Source organism: Stenotrophomonas sp. Iso1 (genome assembly GCF_027497995.1).
GTDB lineage: Bacteria > Pseudomonadota > Gammaproteobacteria > Xanthomonadales > Xanthomonadaceae > Stenotrophomonas.
Genome location: NZ_JAODBT010000001.1, coordinates 841,337 through 855,723 on the forward strand (window position 1 = coordinate 841,337; position 14,387 = coordinate 855,723).

17 protein-coding genes and 1 other RNA gene are annotated in these 14,387 nt (G+C 64.1%); 13 read left to right on the forward strand and 5 right to left on the reverse strand.

All coding sequences use genetic code 11. From position 1 onward, the window contains the following. Positions 1-20 precede the first annotated feature (20 nt). From PAN08_RS03360 to PAN08_RS03395, 8 genes are all read left to right on the forward strand, one after another. A complete protein-coding gene (locus PAN08_RS03360) occupies positions 21-623 on the forward strand; it encodes a riboflavin synthase (protein WP_269790134.1) in 603 nt (200 codons plus the stop codon). Next, positions 620-1,726: a 3,4-dihydroxy-2-butanone-4-phosphate synthase gene (gene ribB / locus PAN08_RS03365; RefSeq protein ID WP_269790135.1), complete on the forward strand. Its 1,107-nt coding sequence runs from the start codon at positions 620-622 to the stop codon at positions 1,724-1,726. The genes PAN08_RS03360 and ribB overlap by 4 nt, the downstream gene beginning before the upstream one ends. 214 nt (positions 1,727-1,940) lie before the next feature. Further along, complete coding sequence (ribH, locus tag PAN08_RS03370) at positions 1,941-2,408, forward strand: 6,7-dimethyl-8-ribityllumazine synthase (protein WP_269790136.1); 468 nt, start codon at positions 1,941-1,943, stop codon at positions 2,406-2,408. Then, positions 2,405-2,884, forward strand: a complete 480-nt coding sequence (nusB, locus tag PAN08_RS03375) for a transcription antitermination factor NusB (protein WP_269790137.1) — start codon at positions 2,405-2,407, stop codon at positions 2,882-2,884. The genes ribH and nusB overlap by 4 nt, the downstream gene beginning before the upstream one ends. 96 nt (positions 2,885-2,980) lie before the next feature. Then, positions 2,981-3,973 (forward strand): thiamine-phosphate kinase, encoded by a 993-nt coding sequence (thiL, locus tag PAN08_RS03380; RefSeq protein WP_269790138.1) that lies wholly within the window; start codon positions 2,981-2,983, stop codon positions 3,971-3,973. Positions 3,974-4,161: 188 nt separating this feature from the next. Next, positions 4,162-4,536, forward strand: coding sequence for a roadblock/LC7 domain-containing protein (locus tag PAN08_RS03385; protein WP_269790139.1), 375 nt, complete (start codon positions 4,162-4,164; stop codon positions 4,534-4,536). A gap of 158 nt (positions 4,537-4,694) precedes the next feature. Continuing rightward, a complete protein-coding gene (locus PAN08_RS03390) occupies positions 4,695-5,057 on the forward strand; it encodes a roadblock/LC7 domain-containing protein (RefSeq protein ID WP_269790140.1) in 363 nt (120 codons plus the stop codon). Between the two features lie 167 nt (positions 5,058-5,224). After that, the gene (locus PAN08_RS03395) at positions 5,225-5,770 is read left to right on the forward strand and encodes a GTPase (protein WP_269790141.1); all 546 of its coding nucleotides are present in this window, start codon (positions 5,225-5,227) and stop codon (positions 5,768-5,770) included. A 57-nt stretch (positions 5,771-5,827) separates the two neighbouring features. On the opposite strand, the gene PAN08_RS03400 is transcribed toward PAN08_RS03395, so the two are convergent. From PAN08_RS03400 to PAN08_RS03415, 4 genes are read right to left on the reverse strand one after another with little or no spacing between them, the layout of a single operon-like run. Next, on the reverse strand, positions 5,828-7,213 hold the full coding sequence (locus PAN08_RS03400) for an FAD-linked oxidase C-terminal domain-containing protein (RefSeq protein ID WP_269790142.1): 1,386 nt from the start codon (positions 7,211-7,213) through the stop codon (positions 5,828-5,830). Then, positions 7,210-7,752, reverse strand: a complete 543-nt coding sequence (locus tag PAN08_RS03405; RefSeq protein ID WP_269790143.1) for a metal-dependent hydrolase — start codon at positions 7,750-7,752, stop codon at positions 7,210-7,212. The genes PAN08_RS03400 and PAN08_RS03405 overlap by 4 nt, the downstream gene beginning before the upstream one ends. Then, a complete protein-coding gene (locus PAN08_RS03410; RefSeq protein ID WP_269790144.1) occupies positions 7,752-8,126 on the reverse strand; it encodes a YraN family protein in 375 nt (124 codons plus the stop codon). The genes PAN08_RS03405 and PAN08_RS03410 overlap by 1 nt, the downstream gene beginning before the upstream one ends. Then, a complete protein-coding gene (locus tag PAN08_RS03415) occupies positions 8,116-9,840 on the reverse strand; it encodes a penicillin-binding protein activator (protein WP_269790145.1) in 1,725 nt (574 codons plus the stop codon). The genes PAN08_RS03410 and PAN08_RS03415 overlap by 11 nt, the downstream gene beginning before the upstream one ends. Positions 9,841-9,921: 81 nt before the next feature. Here PAN08_RS03415 and rsmI point away from each other — a divergent pair, with 81 nt between their 5' ends. Both rsmI and rnpB read left to right on the forward strand, forming a co-directional pair. Next, positions 9,922-10,746: a 16S rRNA (cytidine(1402)-2'-O)-methyltransferase gene (gene rsmI, locus PAN08_RS03420; RefSeq protein WP_269790146.1), complete on the forward strand. Its 825-nt coding sequence runs from the start codon at positions 9,922-9,924 to the stop codon at positions 10,744-10,746. A gap of 171 nt (positions 10,747-10,917) precedes the next feature. Next, positions 10,918-11,269: RNase P RNA component class A (gene rnpB / locus PAN08_RS03425), an RNA gene on the forward strand. A 292-nt stretch (positions 11,270-11,561) separates the two neighbouring features. Here the strand turns inward: rnpB and PAN08_RS03430 are convergent. Further along, positions 11,562-12,332, reverse strand: a complete 771-nt coding sequence (locus tag PAN08_RS03430) for an NRDE family protein (RefSeq protein WP_269790147.1) — start codon at positions 12,330-12,332, stop codon at positions 11,562-11,564. Between the two features lie 328 nt (positions 12,333-12,660). Here PAN08_RS03430 and mraZ point away from each other — a divergent pair, with 328 nt between their 5' ends. From mraZ to ftsL, 3 genes are read left to right on the forward strand one after another with little or no spacing between them, the layout of a single operon-like run. Further along, positions 12,661-13,107 carry a division/cell wall cluster transcriptional repressor MraZ gene (gene mraZ, locus PAN08_RS03435; protein WP_057633381.1) on the forward strand — a complete coding sequence of 149 codons (447 nt, stop codon included), beginning with the start codon at positions 12,661-12,663 and terminating at the stop codon, positions 13,105-13,107. A gap of 14 nt (positions 13,108-13,121) precedes the next feature. Then, positions 13,122-14,099, forward strand: a complete 978-nt coding sequence (rsmH, locus tag PAN08_RS03440; protein ID WP_269790148.1) for a 16S rRNA (cytosine(1402)-N(4))-methyltransferase RsmH — start codon at positions 13,122-13,124, stop codon at positions 14,097-14,099. Continuing rightward, positions 14,096-14,359: a cell division protein FtsL gene (ftsL, locus tag PAN08_RS03445; RefSeq protein ID WP_057633384.1), complete on the forward strand. Its 264-nt coding sequence runs from the start codon at positions 14,096-14,098 to the stop codon at positions 14,357-14,359. Before rsmH ends, ftsL begins: the two co-directional genes overlap by 4 nt. Positions 14,360-14,387 lie beyond the last annotated feature (28 nt).

Consider the following 14,387-nt stretch of genomic DNA (forward strand, 5'->3'; position numbering starts at 1 on the left):
ATATTTCGCGGAGAACGTTAGTGTTTACTGGAATCATCGAAGGCGTCGGCCGTCTGGCCGCACGCGAACCCATCGGCGGCGATGTCCGCTTCACCTTCAACGTCGGCAACCTGCCGTTTGATCAGGTACAGATGGGCGAAAGCATCGCCATCAATGGCGTATGCCTGACCGTCATTGCATTTGACGGCAACAGCTTCAAGGCTGATGCGTCGACTGAAACCCTGGCGTTGACCACGCTGGGCGCGTTGGCCGAAGGCGCGGTCATCAACCTTGAACGCGCCATGCGCCCAACCGACCGCCTCGGCGGCCATCTGGTCAGCGGCCACGTCGATGGCCTGGGCAAGGTGCTGTCCATCCATGAGGATGCGCGCGCGCTGCGCTGGCGTTTCGCCGCACCCAAGCCGCTGCTCAAGTACATCGCCAAGAAAGGTTCGATCTGTGTGGATGGTGTCAGCCTCACCGTCAACGAGGCCGATGATGAAGGCTTCGAGGTGGCACTGATTCCGCACACCGTCGCCAACACCGCTTTTTCCGCCACTGCCGTGGGCAGTGCGGTGAACCTGGAAATCGATCTGGTCGCCCGCTATGTCGAGCGTCTGCTGGGCCAAGGAGCCACCCCATGAATTTCGCCCCTGTTCCCGAACTGCTGGAAGAAATCCGCGCCGGTCGCATGGTTGTCATCGTTGATGACGAGGACCGTGAGAACGAAGGTGATCTGATCATGGCCGCCGAACTGGTCAAGCCGTCGGACATCAATTTCATGGTCACTCACGGCCGTGGCCTGGTGTGCCTGCCGTTGACCCGCACGCGCGCGGCCGACCTTGGTCTGGCGCCGATGGTGCAGGCCAATACCGCACAGTTCCAGACCAACTTCACCGTCAGCATTGAGGCCGCCGAGGGCGTGACCACCGGCATCTCGGCCCACGACCGCGCCCACACCATCCGCACTGCGGTGAAGCCCAACGCCAAACCGTCGGACCTGCATCAGCCGGGCCACATCTTCCCGCTGATCGCGCAGCCGGGCGGCGTGCTGACCCGCGCCGGTCATACCGAAGCAGGCGTGGATCTGGCCATGCTGGCAGGGCTGGAGCCGGCCGGTGTGCTGGTGGAAATCCTCAACCCCGACGGCAGCATGGCGCGCCGCCCGGAACTGGAAGTGTTCGCCCGCGAGCACGGCCTGAAGATGGGTTCCATTGCCGACCTGATCGCCTATCGCCTGGCCACCGAGCACACCGTTGAGCGCGTGGACGAGCGCGAAATCAGCACGGAGTTCGGCCCGTTCAACCTCGTCACCTACCGTGACCGCATCGCCAACGACCTGCATTTCGCGCTGGTTCGTGGCACCCCGGACAAGGACACGCCCACCTTGGTGCGCGTGCAGGTGGAGAACCCTCTGGCCGATCTGCTGCATTGGCGCCGTGATGATTTCGGCGTGGCCAACACCGACGCGCTGCGTGCCATTGATGCGGCCGGTGCCGGTGTAATGGTGGTGCTGTCAGCGCCGCGTGACACCAACGCACTGCTGGCCCGCCTGCGGCAGCAGCCGGCGCCGGTGACCCCGGGCAAGGACAAGGACGTGGGCCAATGGCGCCGCAATGGTGCCGGTGCCCAGATCCTGGCCGACCTGGGCCTGGGCAAGCTGCGCGTGCTCGGTACCCCGCGCCGGCAGATCGGTTTGGCCGGCTATGGTCTGGAAATCGTCGAAACGGTTACGGGCCAGGAGTGAATCAATCCGGAGTGGGGCGTGAGAGAAAAGCGGGCATCGCCGGTTTTTCAGGCGCTTCACTCCCCCTTGGGTGGGTCAAGAGGAGCCGGGGCTGGGTAGGAAAGCCAGAATCCGGGCTTTTTCGCACGCCTCACTCCTTTGGACTCACTTCCCGCCCCGCCCCCGCCGCTCGCGCACGTTAAACTTACCCACCCTCAGGATCCCCCCACACCCCATGAGCCACTACGAAGGCGACCTCCGCCCGGCCGGTCCGGCCCGTTTTGCCATCATCGCCAGCCGCTGGAACGCCCGCATCACCGATGTGATGGTGACCGGTGCGCGCCAGAGCCTGGCCGGTAACGGCATCGGCGAGGACGCCATCGACGTGGTGCGTGTTCCCGGTGCGTGGGAAATCCCGCTGGTGGCGGCCCGTTTGGCCGCTGCCGGGCAGCACGCAGCCATCATCACCCTGGGCTGTGTGATCCGTGGCGACACCCGCCACTACGAGCACGTCGCCGACCGCTGTGCCGAGGGCCTGATGCGCGCGCAGCTGGATTTTGGTGTGCCGGTGCTCAATGGCGTGCTGGCGGTGGAACGGGTGGAAGATGCCGAGGCCCGCGCAGGCGGCAGCCACGGCAACAAAGGTGAGGAGGCCGCTTTGGCGGCCTTGGAAATGGTCAATCTTCTGGAGCAGTTGCCATGAACAACAAGAACAACGGCAAGCCTGCCGGAAAGCCGGTCCGTCGCGATGGCGTGGACCCGGTGCTGCGCTCGCGCGCCCGTCGTCGTGCCCTGCAGGCGATCTACGCCTGGCAGATTTCGGGTGGCAACGCCGAATCGTTGCTGGCTCAGTTCGCTCACGAGCAGGCGCATGAAATTGCCGACTTGACGTATTTCGAGAGCCTGCTGCGTGGCGTGCTCGACAACCGTCGTGATCTCGACGAGGCACTGGCCCCGTTCGTTGACCGTGGCGTGGAAGAAGTGGACGCCATTGAACGCGCGGTATTGCGCGTGGCCGCCTATGAGCTGCGTTTCCGCCAGGATGTGCCGTACCGCGTGGTGATCAACGAGGCCATCGAAACCGCCAAGCGTTTTGGTTCCGAGCACGGCCACACCTATGTCAACGGTGTGCTGGACCGCGCTGCGGTGGAATGGCGCAAGACCGAATCGGGCCACTGAGCCCGGGCGGGCGGTGATTGCTGCCCCGTTGTCTTCATCACTGCGCCGGGGCCGGCATGATCGGCTCCGGCGTTGTTGTTTCAGGGAGGCCTGTGCATGAGCCTTGATGAGTTTGGTTTGATCGAGCGCATCCGCCGCCGCGCAGGTGGGCGGGCGGACGTCGTGCTGGGCATCGGCGATGATGCCGCGTTGCTGCAGATACCTCCCGGCCAGCAGTTGGTGGTCACCGCCGACACGCTCAACAGCGGCGTGCATTTCCCGACGGAAACACCACCCGCTGACATCGGCTGGAAAGCGTTGGCGGTGAATCTTTCCGATCTGGCCGCGATGGGCGCCGCACCGGCATGGTGCACGTTGTCCCTGTCACTGCCCGAAGCATCACCGGCATGGGTGGACGCATTCGCGGACGGCTTCTTCCAACTGGCCGACCCGCACGGCATGGCTTTGATTGGCGGCGATACCACGCGCGGTCCGTTGTCGATCTCGATCACCGCCATGGGCCATGTGCCAGCAGGCCAGGCATTGCGCCGTGATGGCGCCCAGCCCGGTGACGACGTGTGGGTGACTGGCGTGCCGGGCGAAGCCGGCGTGGCGTTGGCGTTATGGCAGCAGCAACGCTTGCAGGTGAGTGGGTCGGCCAGTGATGCCGCGCTTGAGCATCTGCGTTGTCGTCTGGCGCGGCCCACGCCCCGGCTGGCGGCAGGGTTGGCCCTGCGTGGTCTTGCGACCGCAGCCATTGATGTGTCCGATGGCTTGTTGGCGGACCTGGGCCACATCTGCGAACGCAGCCAGGTGGCTGCTGAAATCCTCGAAGATGAGCTGCCGATGTCGCAGATGGCAGCGCAGGCCGGTGAGGCTGAAATGTTCCGCACGTTGCGCGTCAGCGCGGGCGACGACTACGAGTTGTGCTTCACCGCGCCTGCATCGCAACGCGAGCAAGTGTTCGAAAGCATGGCGTCCGTTGCAGTTCGGGTGGCGCGTATTGGCTATATTCGGGCCGGTAGTGGGGTTCGGCTGGTCAACGGGGAGGGCACGGTGTTGGCGACATCGCGGTTGGGCTTCGACCATTTTTCTGCAGCAGGTCACTAGAGACATCCCGTCCGCACGGCGCTGGATTCAACACCACATCGTCCACTCAGTTTCAGCATTCCATCCGTGATAGGTCGCGCTTTTGATGCAGGGGTCCGCATCCGTGACGGCAAGCAGGGGGCTTGGTAGTGGAAACGGCGACGCGGGAAAAGGTCCGGGCGAAGATCGGAGATGCCAGCGCACCTTTGGTGTCGGTTGACACCTTGGCATTGGAAGCTGCACTTGATGTCGTCCTTTCCCGTAGCACGGGGATTTCAATGTTGCTGGTATCCACCGGTGACGGCCGCTCCGTGGCCCATCGGTGCTTCAACAGTCTCGATCCGCGCCGCCTTTCGGCGATGAGCAGCTCCTTTCTTACGTTGGGTGAAACCTTGTCGCGCGAGCTCGGCCTGAGCACGGCCGATTACGTGACGATGTCCACTTCGCAGGGGAGCATGGTGCTGGTGCGCGTGGCCGCAGGACGGCCGTACACATTGGCGGCATTGGGGCATGCCGATACCTCGCTTGCAATCTTGTTGTATGCGGCCCGAGACGCTGCAGGCCGCATCGGACTACTGCTGTAAATCCTGTTGCAGGGCAGCGGGGCTGCAGGTTGCCCGATTGCCATGCGACAGACCCGGGTCGAGGGGGGAGGTTCGACTACATATGCGTTCTGCCCATTCCGCGCCGCGGCATGGCGACGCATCCTGGCAAGACAACAAACGAGTGCATGGAGAAAGTCATGGCTGGAAACGTCAAGCTGGAAAAGCTCAATGAGATTGCTGGTTTCGTCGGTGCAGCGCTGGTGGACAGTGACAGTGGCATGGCGTTGGGCATGCTGGGGGGCGGCCCGATCAACCTGGAAGTCGCTGCGGCCGGCAACACCGAGGTGGTGCGTGCAAAGCGCCGCGTCGCCGCGTCGTTGGGCCTGTCCGACAGCATCGAGGACATCCTGATCACGTTGTCCAAGCAGTACCACCTGATACGCCCCCTGGAGAGCAACCAGGACCTGTTCCTGTATGTAGTGCTTGACCGTTCCCGAGCCAATCTGGCGCTCGCCCGCCACGAGCTGAAATCGTTCGAACAGACGCTCGATTTCAAGTAATGGTTGGCGCACCGCTGCCCGCGCACCGGGCAGCGATGCGTTTGAAGTACTTGCACGTTCCTGTCCGATCACTCTGATGCGTGCATTCGTATCTGGATTGACGTGATTGGATGCCGGTGTCCGGGCGTGTTGCAGTGATGCCAATCAAAGGGCTTCAGGTCTGACATATGGCGACCAAGCTGGTTTTCGTCGGCGAAATGGGTGCGGGAAAGACGACCGCCATCCGGTCGGTCTCGGACATGGAACCGATCAGCACCGAAATGCCGATCAGCGACGAAGATGCGCTGCACGTATCGCAGGGCAAATCGCACACCACGGTGGCGCTGGATTACAGCTCCATCGAACTGGGCGATGGTGAGTTGCTGCATGTCTACGGTGTGCCCGGGCAGGCTTACCTGGATTTCATGTGGCCCATCGTGGCCGAAGGTGCCATCGGCGTCATCGTGCTGGTGAGCACACTCAATCCGCGCGCACTGCCGAGCACGCTGGCTCTGCTCGAACGCTTCCGCGCATTGGCACCGGATGCCTGTTTCGCAGTAGGTGTCACCTGCCAGGATCGCGATCCCGCTTTCGCTTTCGCGGCGTTACGCGACGGACTTTCCGCTGCCGGTCACCGTTTGCCGGTGATGTGGGTGGATGCGCGCGAAGCCATGCAGGTCGACTTCCTGGTCAAGGCGCTGTTGTCCTGCCGCTACGCTGAAACTCCGGCGTGAGAGGGTGTTTTTCCACGCATCGCGGAATCATGCAGGCAAGCAGGATGAAACTCGCGCTTACGTGGCCCTTGGCGGCAATACCTTACCCGGATTGAGGATGCCGTCCGGGTCCAGCGCCTGCTTGATTGCATGCATCGCATCCAGGGTGCTGGCGGAAAACGCCTGCGTCATGAAATCGCGCTTGGCCAGACCAATGCCATGTTCGCCGGACAACGTGCCACCCAATCCCAGCGCCAGCGCGAACACCTTGGGCAGCGCCGCATGCGCGCGTGCATTCTCGTCGGCGTCATCCGGGTGGTAGAGGATGTTGACGTGCAGGTTGCCGTTGCCTGCATGGCCGAAGGTGACGATGGGCAGGTTGGCGTCGGCCGACAACTGCTGCACGCCTTCAACCAGTTCGGGTATGCGTGATACCGGCACGACAACGTCTTCGTTGATCTTGCCCGGCGCGATACTTTTCAGCGCGGGCGACAGCGCACGGCGCGCTGCCCACAACTTGTCGCGCGCGCTGCCATCGGTGGCGACATCCAGCTCCAGCATGCCGTCGCCTTCGGCGGCTTGGGCCAATGCATTGAGCAGATAGGGCAGGGTGTCATCGTCGCCATCGGCTTCGATCAGCAACATCGCACCAGCGTCCGGCACCTGCGCGCCATTGCGTCGCAGCAGCTCCAGGCTGCGCGCGTCCATGAATTCGAGCATGGTCGGCGTGACCGGTTGCGCCATCACCCGCGATACCGCTGCCGCCGCTGCCGCCGCATCCCGGTACAGCACGCGTAGCCCGGCCTGCGCGCGGGGGCGCGGTGCCAGCTTGAGCGTCGCCTCGACGATCAGTGCCAGCGTGCCTTCGCTGCCCACGATCAGATGGGTGAGATCAAACCCGGTGGCGTCCTTGGTGTAGGCACCGCCGCATTGGATCAGCTCGCCGGTACCGGTGACGGCGACCAAGCCCAGCACGTTGTCGCGGCTGGTGCCGTATTTCACCGCGCGCGGGCCGCCTGCGTTACAGGCCAGGTTGCCGCCGATGCTGCAGATGTCGGCACTGGAAGGATCCGGTGGCCAGAACAATCCGTGCGGCATCAGTGCGTGTTGCAGATCACCATTGAACACGCCCGGTTCAACCACGGCGCAGCGGTCGCCGGCGCGGATATCAACGATGCGGTTCATGCGTGCGAACGAGACCACCACACCGCCAGCGGTGGGCACTGCTGCGCCGGTGGTGCCGGTGCCGGCACCACGCCCGACCAGCGGCACGCCGTGTTCACGACAGGCGCGGACGATGGCCTGTACCTGCTCGCGGGTGCTTGGCAGCGCGACGCCTTGCGGCAGCGCGTGGCGCCAGGAATTGTCCTGTGCGTGTGCTTCCAATGCCGTGGTGTCGGTACGCCAGTCATCGCCCAGCAGCTTCGACAGGGTCTGGTTGAATGCATCGGGCAGGGCAGTCATGGGCGTTGGAAGTCAACCGGCGCGCGGTGCTGGATTGCCTTCCAGCCCAGCACGCACAAGAACAGTGGCAGCCACACCCAGCGCAGTTCCGAGAGAACGGTCTGCAGGCCGCGTGCGCTGAAGAAATTGTTGGCAAACGGCGACACGCGGATCGGCCGCCACGGCGCGAACAGACGGGTGTCGCTCCATGGCCACCACAAGGCCACGCCGAGCCCGCCGGAGGTGAATGCATCGAGCAGTGGATGCGATAGCGCGCAAACGAATACAAACGCCGCCGCCTGCACGCGCGTGGCCCGCAATGGTCGCGCCAGCAACACCGCCAGTAGCGCCAACACTGTTGAGAACAACAATGAATGGCTGGCGCCCCGGTGGCCGAAGGCATCGGCATAGGGAATGTGCAGCGCGAACGCCAGTACGTCGGCATCGGGCAGCATCGCAGCAGCCACGCCGGCGCCGAGCAAGTGCGGTGAGATACGGCCGCGCTCGCTGGCGCACCACAGCGCAAGGGGAACCGCGGCATGGGTAAAAATACTGGGCATCAGCAGTCGTCAGCGCGGAAGGCGTCGGTTATCCAATGCAGGCGTGGTGGCTCGCCGCTGGCTTCGACCACGTCGAAGCGGCAAGGCGCATTGGCGAAGCGGGGGTTACTGGCCAGATACAACTGTGCGGCGTGCACCAGCTTGCGGCGTTTGCTCACATCCACCGATGCCGCGCCGCCGCCAAATGCCGCTGAGCGTCGGTAGCGCACTTCGACGAACACCAACGTGTCGTTGGCCGGGTCACGCATTACCAAGTCCAGCTCGCCGCCACGGAAACGCACATTGGCGGCCAGCCAGCGCAGACCGCCGGCTTCCAGGTGCGCGCGGGCGGCGCTTTCGACCGCCGCGCCGCGCTGCAGTGAATCAGCGGCCATCACCGATCGATGTCGGGCGGCCGCCGCTGAAGGTGGACCATGCCGGCGTGCGCAGCACATTGCCAAAGCCGTCCAGGTGCAGCGAGCCGGTCGCGCCGAGCAGGCCGCCGCTGGTGCTGTTGGCCATCTTTTCCAGATAGGCGGTGATCTTCCACGCATCGAAACCGAAGGCAAACAGCCGTGCGGCGCCGCCGCGTGCGGTAGCCAACGTACCGGCAACGCTGCTGGCGGCAGGCAGGCCGGCAACGTCCCGCGTGGTCCAGGCTTCGCTCGGATAAACAATGCCGTCCAGCGCGGTGTCTTCTTCGGCCTTGCCGGTGTTGTTGGTCAGCTGCGAGGTGCCCACGCGGCTCACTGCCGACAGACCGGCCAGTGCCAGCTGCGGTGCCAGTGCACGCGCTTGGTTGCCCTTGACCGCCAGAAACACCGCATCGGCGCCGTTGACCTGACGGAGCTGTGCACCAATGTCGCCCGGTGCATCGCCGACGTTGATGCTGGCGGCGACCTTGCCGCCGCGCTCGGCGAAGCGCTCCTTGAAGGCGTTGCTGGCGCGGCGGCCAGCGTCGTCGTTGCTGGCGATCACCAATACGTTGCCGCGTTCGCGGCTCAACAGGTATTCGGCGGCCATGATGCCGTCGTCTTCCGGCGCCAGCGAGAAGGCGGCACTGCCGGCAGGAGGGGTGTCCTTGCCACGGTTCAGTGCCAGCAGCGGCACCTGCAGCTCGCGGTGGAACAGCGCATCCACCTCCTCACGGCCCAGCGGCCCGACAACAAAGTCCACGCCCGAGGCGACAGCCCTGTCGTATGCAGCATTGGCGCCCGCGGCGGTGCCGTGGGTGTCGATGAAGTCGACCTGCGGACGGCGACGGTTTTCGGCGTAGTAGCCAGCCAGCAGGCCATCACGGACCGACGCGGCAGCGGTGGCCATGTTGCCGCTGAGCGGCAGCAGTACGGCCATCTTTGCCGGCGGGCGGTAGCCGTCGGCCTCGGCCGGTGGACGCTTGCCGGTGTCCAGCTGCCAGGCGGCATCGCGGTCAAACGGGCGTGGCAACGGCAGGCCGCGTGCAATCAGGGCGCGGCCGGCATGGTTGTACAGCGGGTCGCCGGCCGGCAGTGCCGCGGTGCGGCTGCTGAGCGTGGCATCGTCCATACCAGCCAGCAGGCGGGTGATGGCGCGCTGGTTATCGCTGCGCGCGGTGCCGTTGAGCAGGGCACCGGCGCGGGCGCGTTCGGCTGCAGCATTGAATGCGTTGCCGGAGGTTTCAAGCGCCTGTGCGCGTGCCAGATACCAGCGCGCCTGCAATAGCGCGGGCAGCTGGTCAGCGGCACCGCTCAGCGCCTGCAGGGCCACGGCCGGCTGTTTTTCATCCAGGGCCAGCTCGGCCAACATCAGGTTGTAACGCTGCTGCGTGGCGCCGCTGAGTTGGCGCGACTGCACCTGCGGGATCAGCATGCGGGCACGCGCGTTGTCGCCGGCTTCGTGCCAGGCGAAGGCCGCATCGGCCAGCAACAGCGATTTGGCTGCACCACGCGCCAGTGCGGCTTGGGCTTCCAACTGCTGGGCTGCTTCGCGCGGCTTGCCTTGTTCGAGCAGGGCAATCGCAGCCAGCTGGGCGGGCGAGCTGGTGGGTGCGACGCTGGTGGTGGCACAGCCCACGAACAGCAGCATCGACAACGACAGGGCGGAAATCCGGGCGGCGACAGACTTGTTCATTTGATATCCGTTCGACAGGGCGCGGCAGTGCCGGGCGGGGGAAACGGTACGATTCTACCCTTGCCCATGGAAAAGCCGATGATGAGTACCGCTACCGCCACCTTGTATGTTGTTGCCACGCCCATCGGCAACCTTGCCGATCTGAGCCCGCGTGCGCAGGAGGTGCTGCGGTCGGTGGCGGCGATCTGTGCCGAAGACACGCGCCATACCGGCCAGCTGTTGTCGCATTTCGGCATCAGCAAGCCATTGGTAGCGCTACACGATCACAACGAGGAAGCCATGGCGCAGCGCGTGGTTTCGCGCCTGTTGGCCGGCGAATCGCTGGCAGTGGTAAGCGATGCGGGCACCCCCTTGGTCAGCGACCCCGGTTTCCGCGTGGTGCGTGCCGCGCGCGCGGCGGGCGTCAAGGTCAGCCCGATCCCGGGTGCTTGCGCAGCCATTGCTGCGTTGAGCGTGGCCGGGCTGCCGAGCGACCGTTTCGTCTTTGAAGGTTTCCTGCCGGCCAAGTCCTCGGCACGGCGCGAGCGCCTGCAGCGGTTGGCGAGTGAAACCGGCACGTTGGTGTTCTACGAATCCTCGCACCGCATCGCCGAATCGCTGGCCGACATGGGCGGCGCATTCGGCAACGAACGCCCGGCGGTGATTGCACGCGAGCTGACAAAGTTGTTCGAGACCGTGCTCGATGGGACGCTGGAACAGCTGTTGGCTCGGGTACTGGCCGACGACAACCAGCGCAAGGGTGAATTCGTGGTGATGGTGCAGGGCGCCAGTGACGATGAGGAAGCAAAGATCGCCGAAGGCCGCCGTCTGTACACCAAGCTCAACGAGCACCTGCCGCCATCCACCGCCGCCAAACTCGCGGCCGAGCTGAGCGGCGCGCCGCGCAAGGCGTTGTACGGGCAGTAATGCGCGCGAGCGTCTTGGTCCGGTGGTGCCGCGCGTCGTCGCTGCGCTGCGTTGGGAGCGGGTGTTTGAACTGATGAACTGAACGGTGGCATGCAGTGGCGGCATTGCTGAGGGGGGTAAGCCCCCTTTCTGCTCCCTATTTCCCGCTCTATTTGCGACAATGCGCGCGGCGGAGTCGGCCAGGCAGTCGCGTCATTCCTTCGGGAATGCCGAGGAAAGTCCGGGCTCCACAGGGCAAGGTGCCAGGTAACGCCTGGGCGGCGCAAGCCGACGGAAAGTGCAACAGAAAGATACCGCCTAAGTCTCCTTCGGGAGACCGGTAAGGGTGAAATGGTGCGGTAAGAGCGCACCGCGAGTCTGGCAACAGACCGGTACGGCAAACCCCACCTGGAGCAAGACCAAATAGGGACCTAATGACGTGGCCCGCGTCGGGTCCGGGTAGGTTGCTTGAGCGTCACGGTGACGTGGCGCCTAGAGGAATGACTGCTCACGACAGAACCCGGCTTATCGGCCGGCTCCGCCACTTTCCTCGCCTGCCAGGCGAGGAAGCCCCAAGGTTCCGCAGCGCGAAATCTTGGGCGTTCAGGCTTTACGCCTGTAAATCTCCCTTGCTGTCGATGCCACTCCTTTAATAGAGCAGCGGAGCTTTGCTCCATCAGGCCTACGTTGGCTTGCTTCGCATTGTTTCCGAGCAACTGGAGCCGCTTGGCTTTCAGCTCATCTCCTGCAAAGGGAGGGGCGGGAGAGGACGGCTTTTGCTTCCCGTTGGGAATTCGCCCAGCCCCGCAATCGAAAGCTGGTGCGTGCGGCCTTTCTCACTCCCCGTCGCGGGGAATGTCCACTCGGGTTTCGCCCTGGAAGACTCCTTCCGGGCCAAAGCGTCGTTCGTGGATGAAGCCGCGCCCGGCATGATCAATCAGGATCACTGTGCTGGCACGGGTGCCATAGTCGGTGCCACGGATGAATGCACTGGACAGTCGCCGCTCCAGTTCCATGGGGACGCCGGTATGTGGAAGCGTCGTATCGGCGGGGCGGGTTTCGTCCGCCAGCGCCTGCCAGATCGGATCAAGCACGTCTGCGCCCTGCGCCAGCCACGTTTCCATTGCTCGCATCAGTCGCAAGGTCTTGGGCCATGGTGCGTCCAGGCTTCCATTGGACATGCCGTGAACACCGGGCGGCAGGTTCTGCCAGCCGGCCGGGTGGTTGCCGAGGTAGGTGCAGTTCTCCGCGTCGGCAACAAGCAGATTGAAGGGGGCGAATTCGCCGGCGCGATCAGCCAGTGCGCGGGTATAGCGGGTGGCATCCTGTGCGCCGCTCAGGTAGCCGGTAATCAGCTCGCCCCGCGAGGGTCCGCCCGTCGGCGCGGTCGGGTCGCGCACATTCGTGATCACGGCAGCATGACCAAGGGCATTTACCCCCATCCAGCTGCCGCCCGAACGCAGGTCGCGTCCGGCAATCACGTCTTCATGTGGATTGGGCCAGCGCTGCAACGACGCGGTGGGGCGCGCGTGGAACTCATCACGATTGCCCGCCATGGCGAGGCGCCAACGGGGATGACAGTTCCAGGCAAGGGTGACGAGGCACATTGGCGAAGTGTGCCGGCTTGCGCAGTTTCCGGCCATCCCAGTCTGAATGGTGACGTAGTTGCGGTCCTGTTTTCACGCGGTCTCTACAGTGCTGAATTTCTTGGAAATCTCAAAATTTGAGACGAAACAGCAACTTGTGGATAAGCCTTGAACAAGTCTCTAAACATTGCTGCAAACCCTTGATGCAAATAGTGATTTTGCGAGCTGAAAGTTGTTGACAACCTTTTTGCCACTGCTAAGGTGGGCATCAGAGGGAAAACCGGGTTTTTTGTGGTTTTTCGTGGTTCAATAACTTTCCATACGCAATCAGACAAACGGGTGCATACGGGTGTTTCAGGGCGAGACGGCCATCACGGTTGACGACAAGGGACGCATGGCGGTGCCCACCGCTTATCGCGACCTCGTTGCGCGTGCCAGCGGCAATCGTCTTGTGCTGACCTACAACCCGTTCGAAGCCGGTTGCCTGTGGTTGTACTCAGAGCAGGAGTGGGAGCGGGTGCGGGACGATGTAATGGCAAAGCCCAATACCCAGCGCGTAGTGCGCACCCTTCAGCAGAAGCTTGTCGGTTCCGCCGCCCACCTGGAGTTGGATGGAAACGGCCGTATCAGCCTGCCTTCCAGTCACCGCAGTGCGGTGGGTATCGAGAAGAAAGCAGTGCTGATGGGCATGGGTGACAAATTCGAATTGTGGAGCGAGCAAGCGCATCGCGCACTGATCCAGCAGACATTGTCTGACGCGGATCTGGGCGATGGGCTTCTCGACTTGAAGTTGTGAGCCGGGGTGCCCGGGTGCGCGGTCAAGCGCAAGCCGGTCACCCTCCGGTGTCACAGCCGCCGGCGGGCCACCTGCCGGTGCTGTACACCCAGGTCCTTGCGGGCCTGAGGGTGATCGAAAACGGTGTCTATCTGGATGGCACGTTCGGCCGTGGCGGTCATGCTGGTGGCGTGCTGCGCCAACTCGGCGCCGACGGCCGTCTGCTGGTCATGGACAAGGACCCTGAAGCCATCGCCGTGGCCGAGCGCGACTTCGCGCCCGATGGCCGTGTGGCGATCTGTCGCGGCAGCTTTGCCGACCTGTTGAACTGGGACGAAACCGCCGCCGGTCTGGATGGCGTGTTGTTCGACCTGGGCGTGTCTTCGCCGCAGCTGGACGTGGCCGAACGTGGTTTCAGTTTCGGCAAGGATGGCCCGCTGGACATGCGCATGGACCCGGATTCGGGCGAGAGCGCTGCACAGTGGCTCAACCGTGCCGAAGACCGCGAAATCGCCGACGTGCTGTGGGCCTATGGCGACGAACGCCAGAGCCGCCGCATCGCACGCGCCATCGTTGCCCGTCGCGCGACCCAGCCGTTTACGCGTACTGCCGAACTGGCGGAGCTGATTGCTTCGGTGATGCCGCGTGGCAAGGACAAGATTCATCCGGCCACGCGCAGCTTCCAGGCCATCCGCATCCATATCAATCGTGAGCTGGCCGACCTTGAGGCCGGGCTGGACGCAGCGATGGCGAGGCTCAAGCCCGGTGGTCGTCTGGCCGTGATCAGCTTCCACTCGCTGGAAGACCGCATCGTCAAGCAATTCATGAACCGGCACGCCAAGGCGCCGCCGGCCAACCGTCGTTTTCCAGAAGCGACGGTCTTCGTGCCGACGTTGGATCTTATTGGCGGTGCGATCAAGGCCGAAGACGACGAATTGGCAGTGAACCCGCGTTCGCGCAGCGCCGTGTTGCGGGTTGCCGAGAAGCGGGCCTCCAAAGAGGGTGCGCAATGAGCCGCCTGCTGCTGATCGTGCTGCTGGCCTGCACCATCGCTTCGGCGATCGGTGTGGTGTTCATGCGCCATCGTCATCGGCAGCTGTTTGTCGAGTTGTCCAAGCTTGAGCATGCGCGCGACGAACTCAACATCGAATTCGGCCGGCTGCAGCTGGAGCAGGCGACGCTGGCGCAAGCCACGCGCGTTGATCAGGAAGCGCGCGGCCGACTGGGCATGAAATTCCCGGAAGCCGCCGACATTGTGGTGATCCGACCGTGAGCAAATCCGGCCGCAATCGCACCCGCAG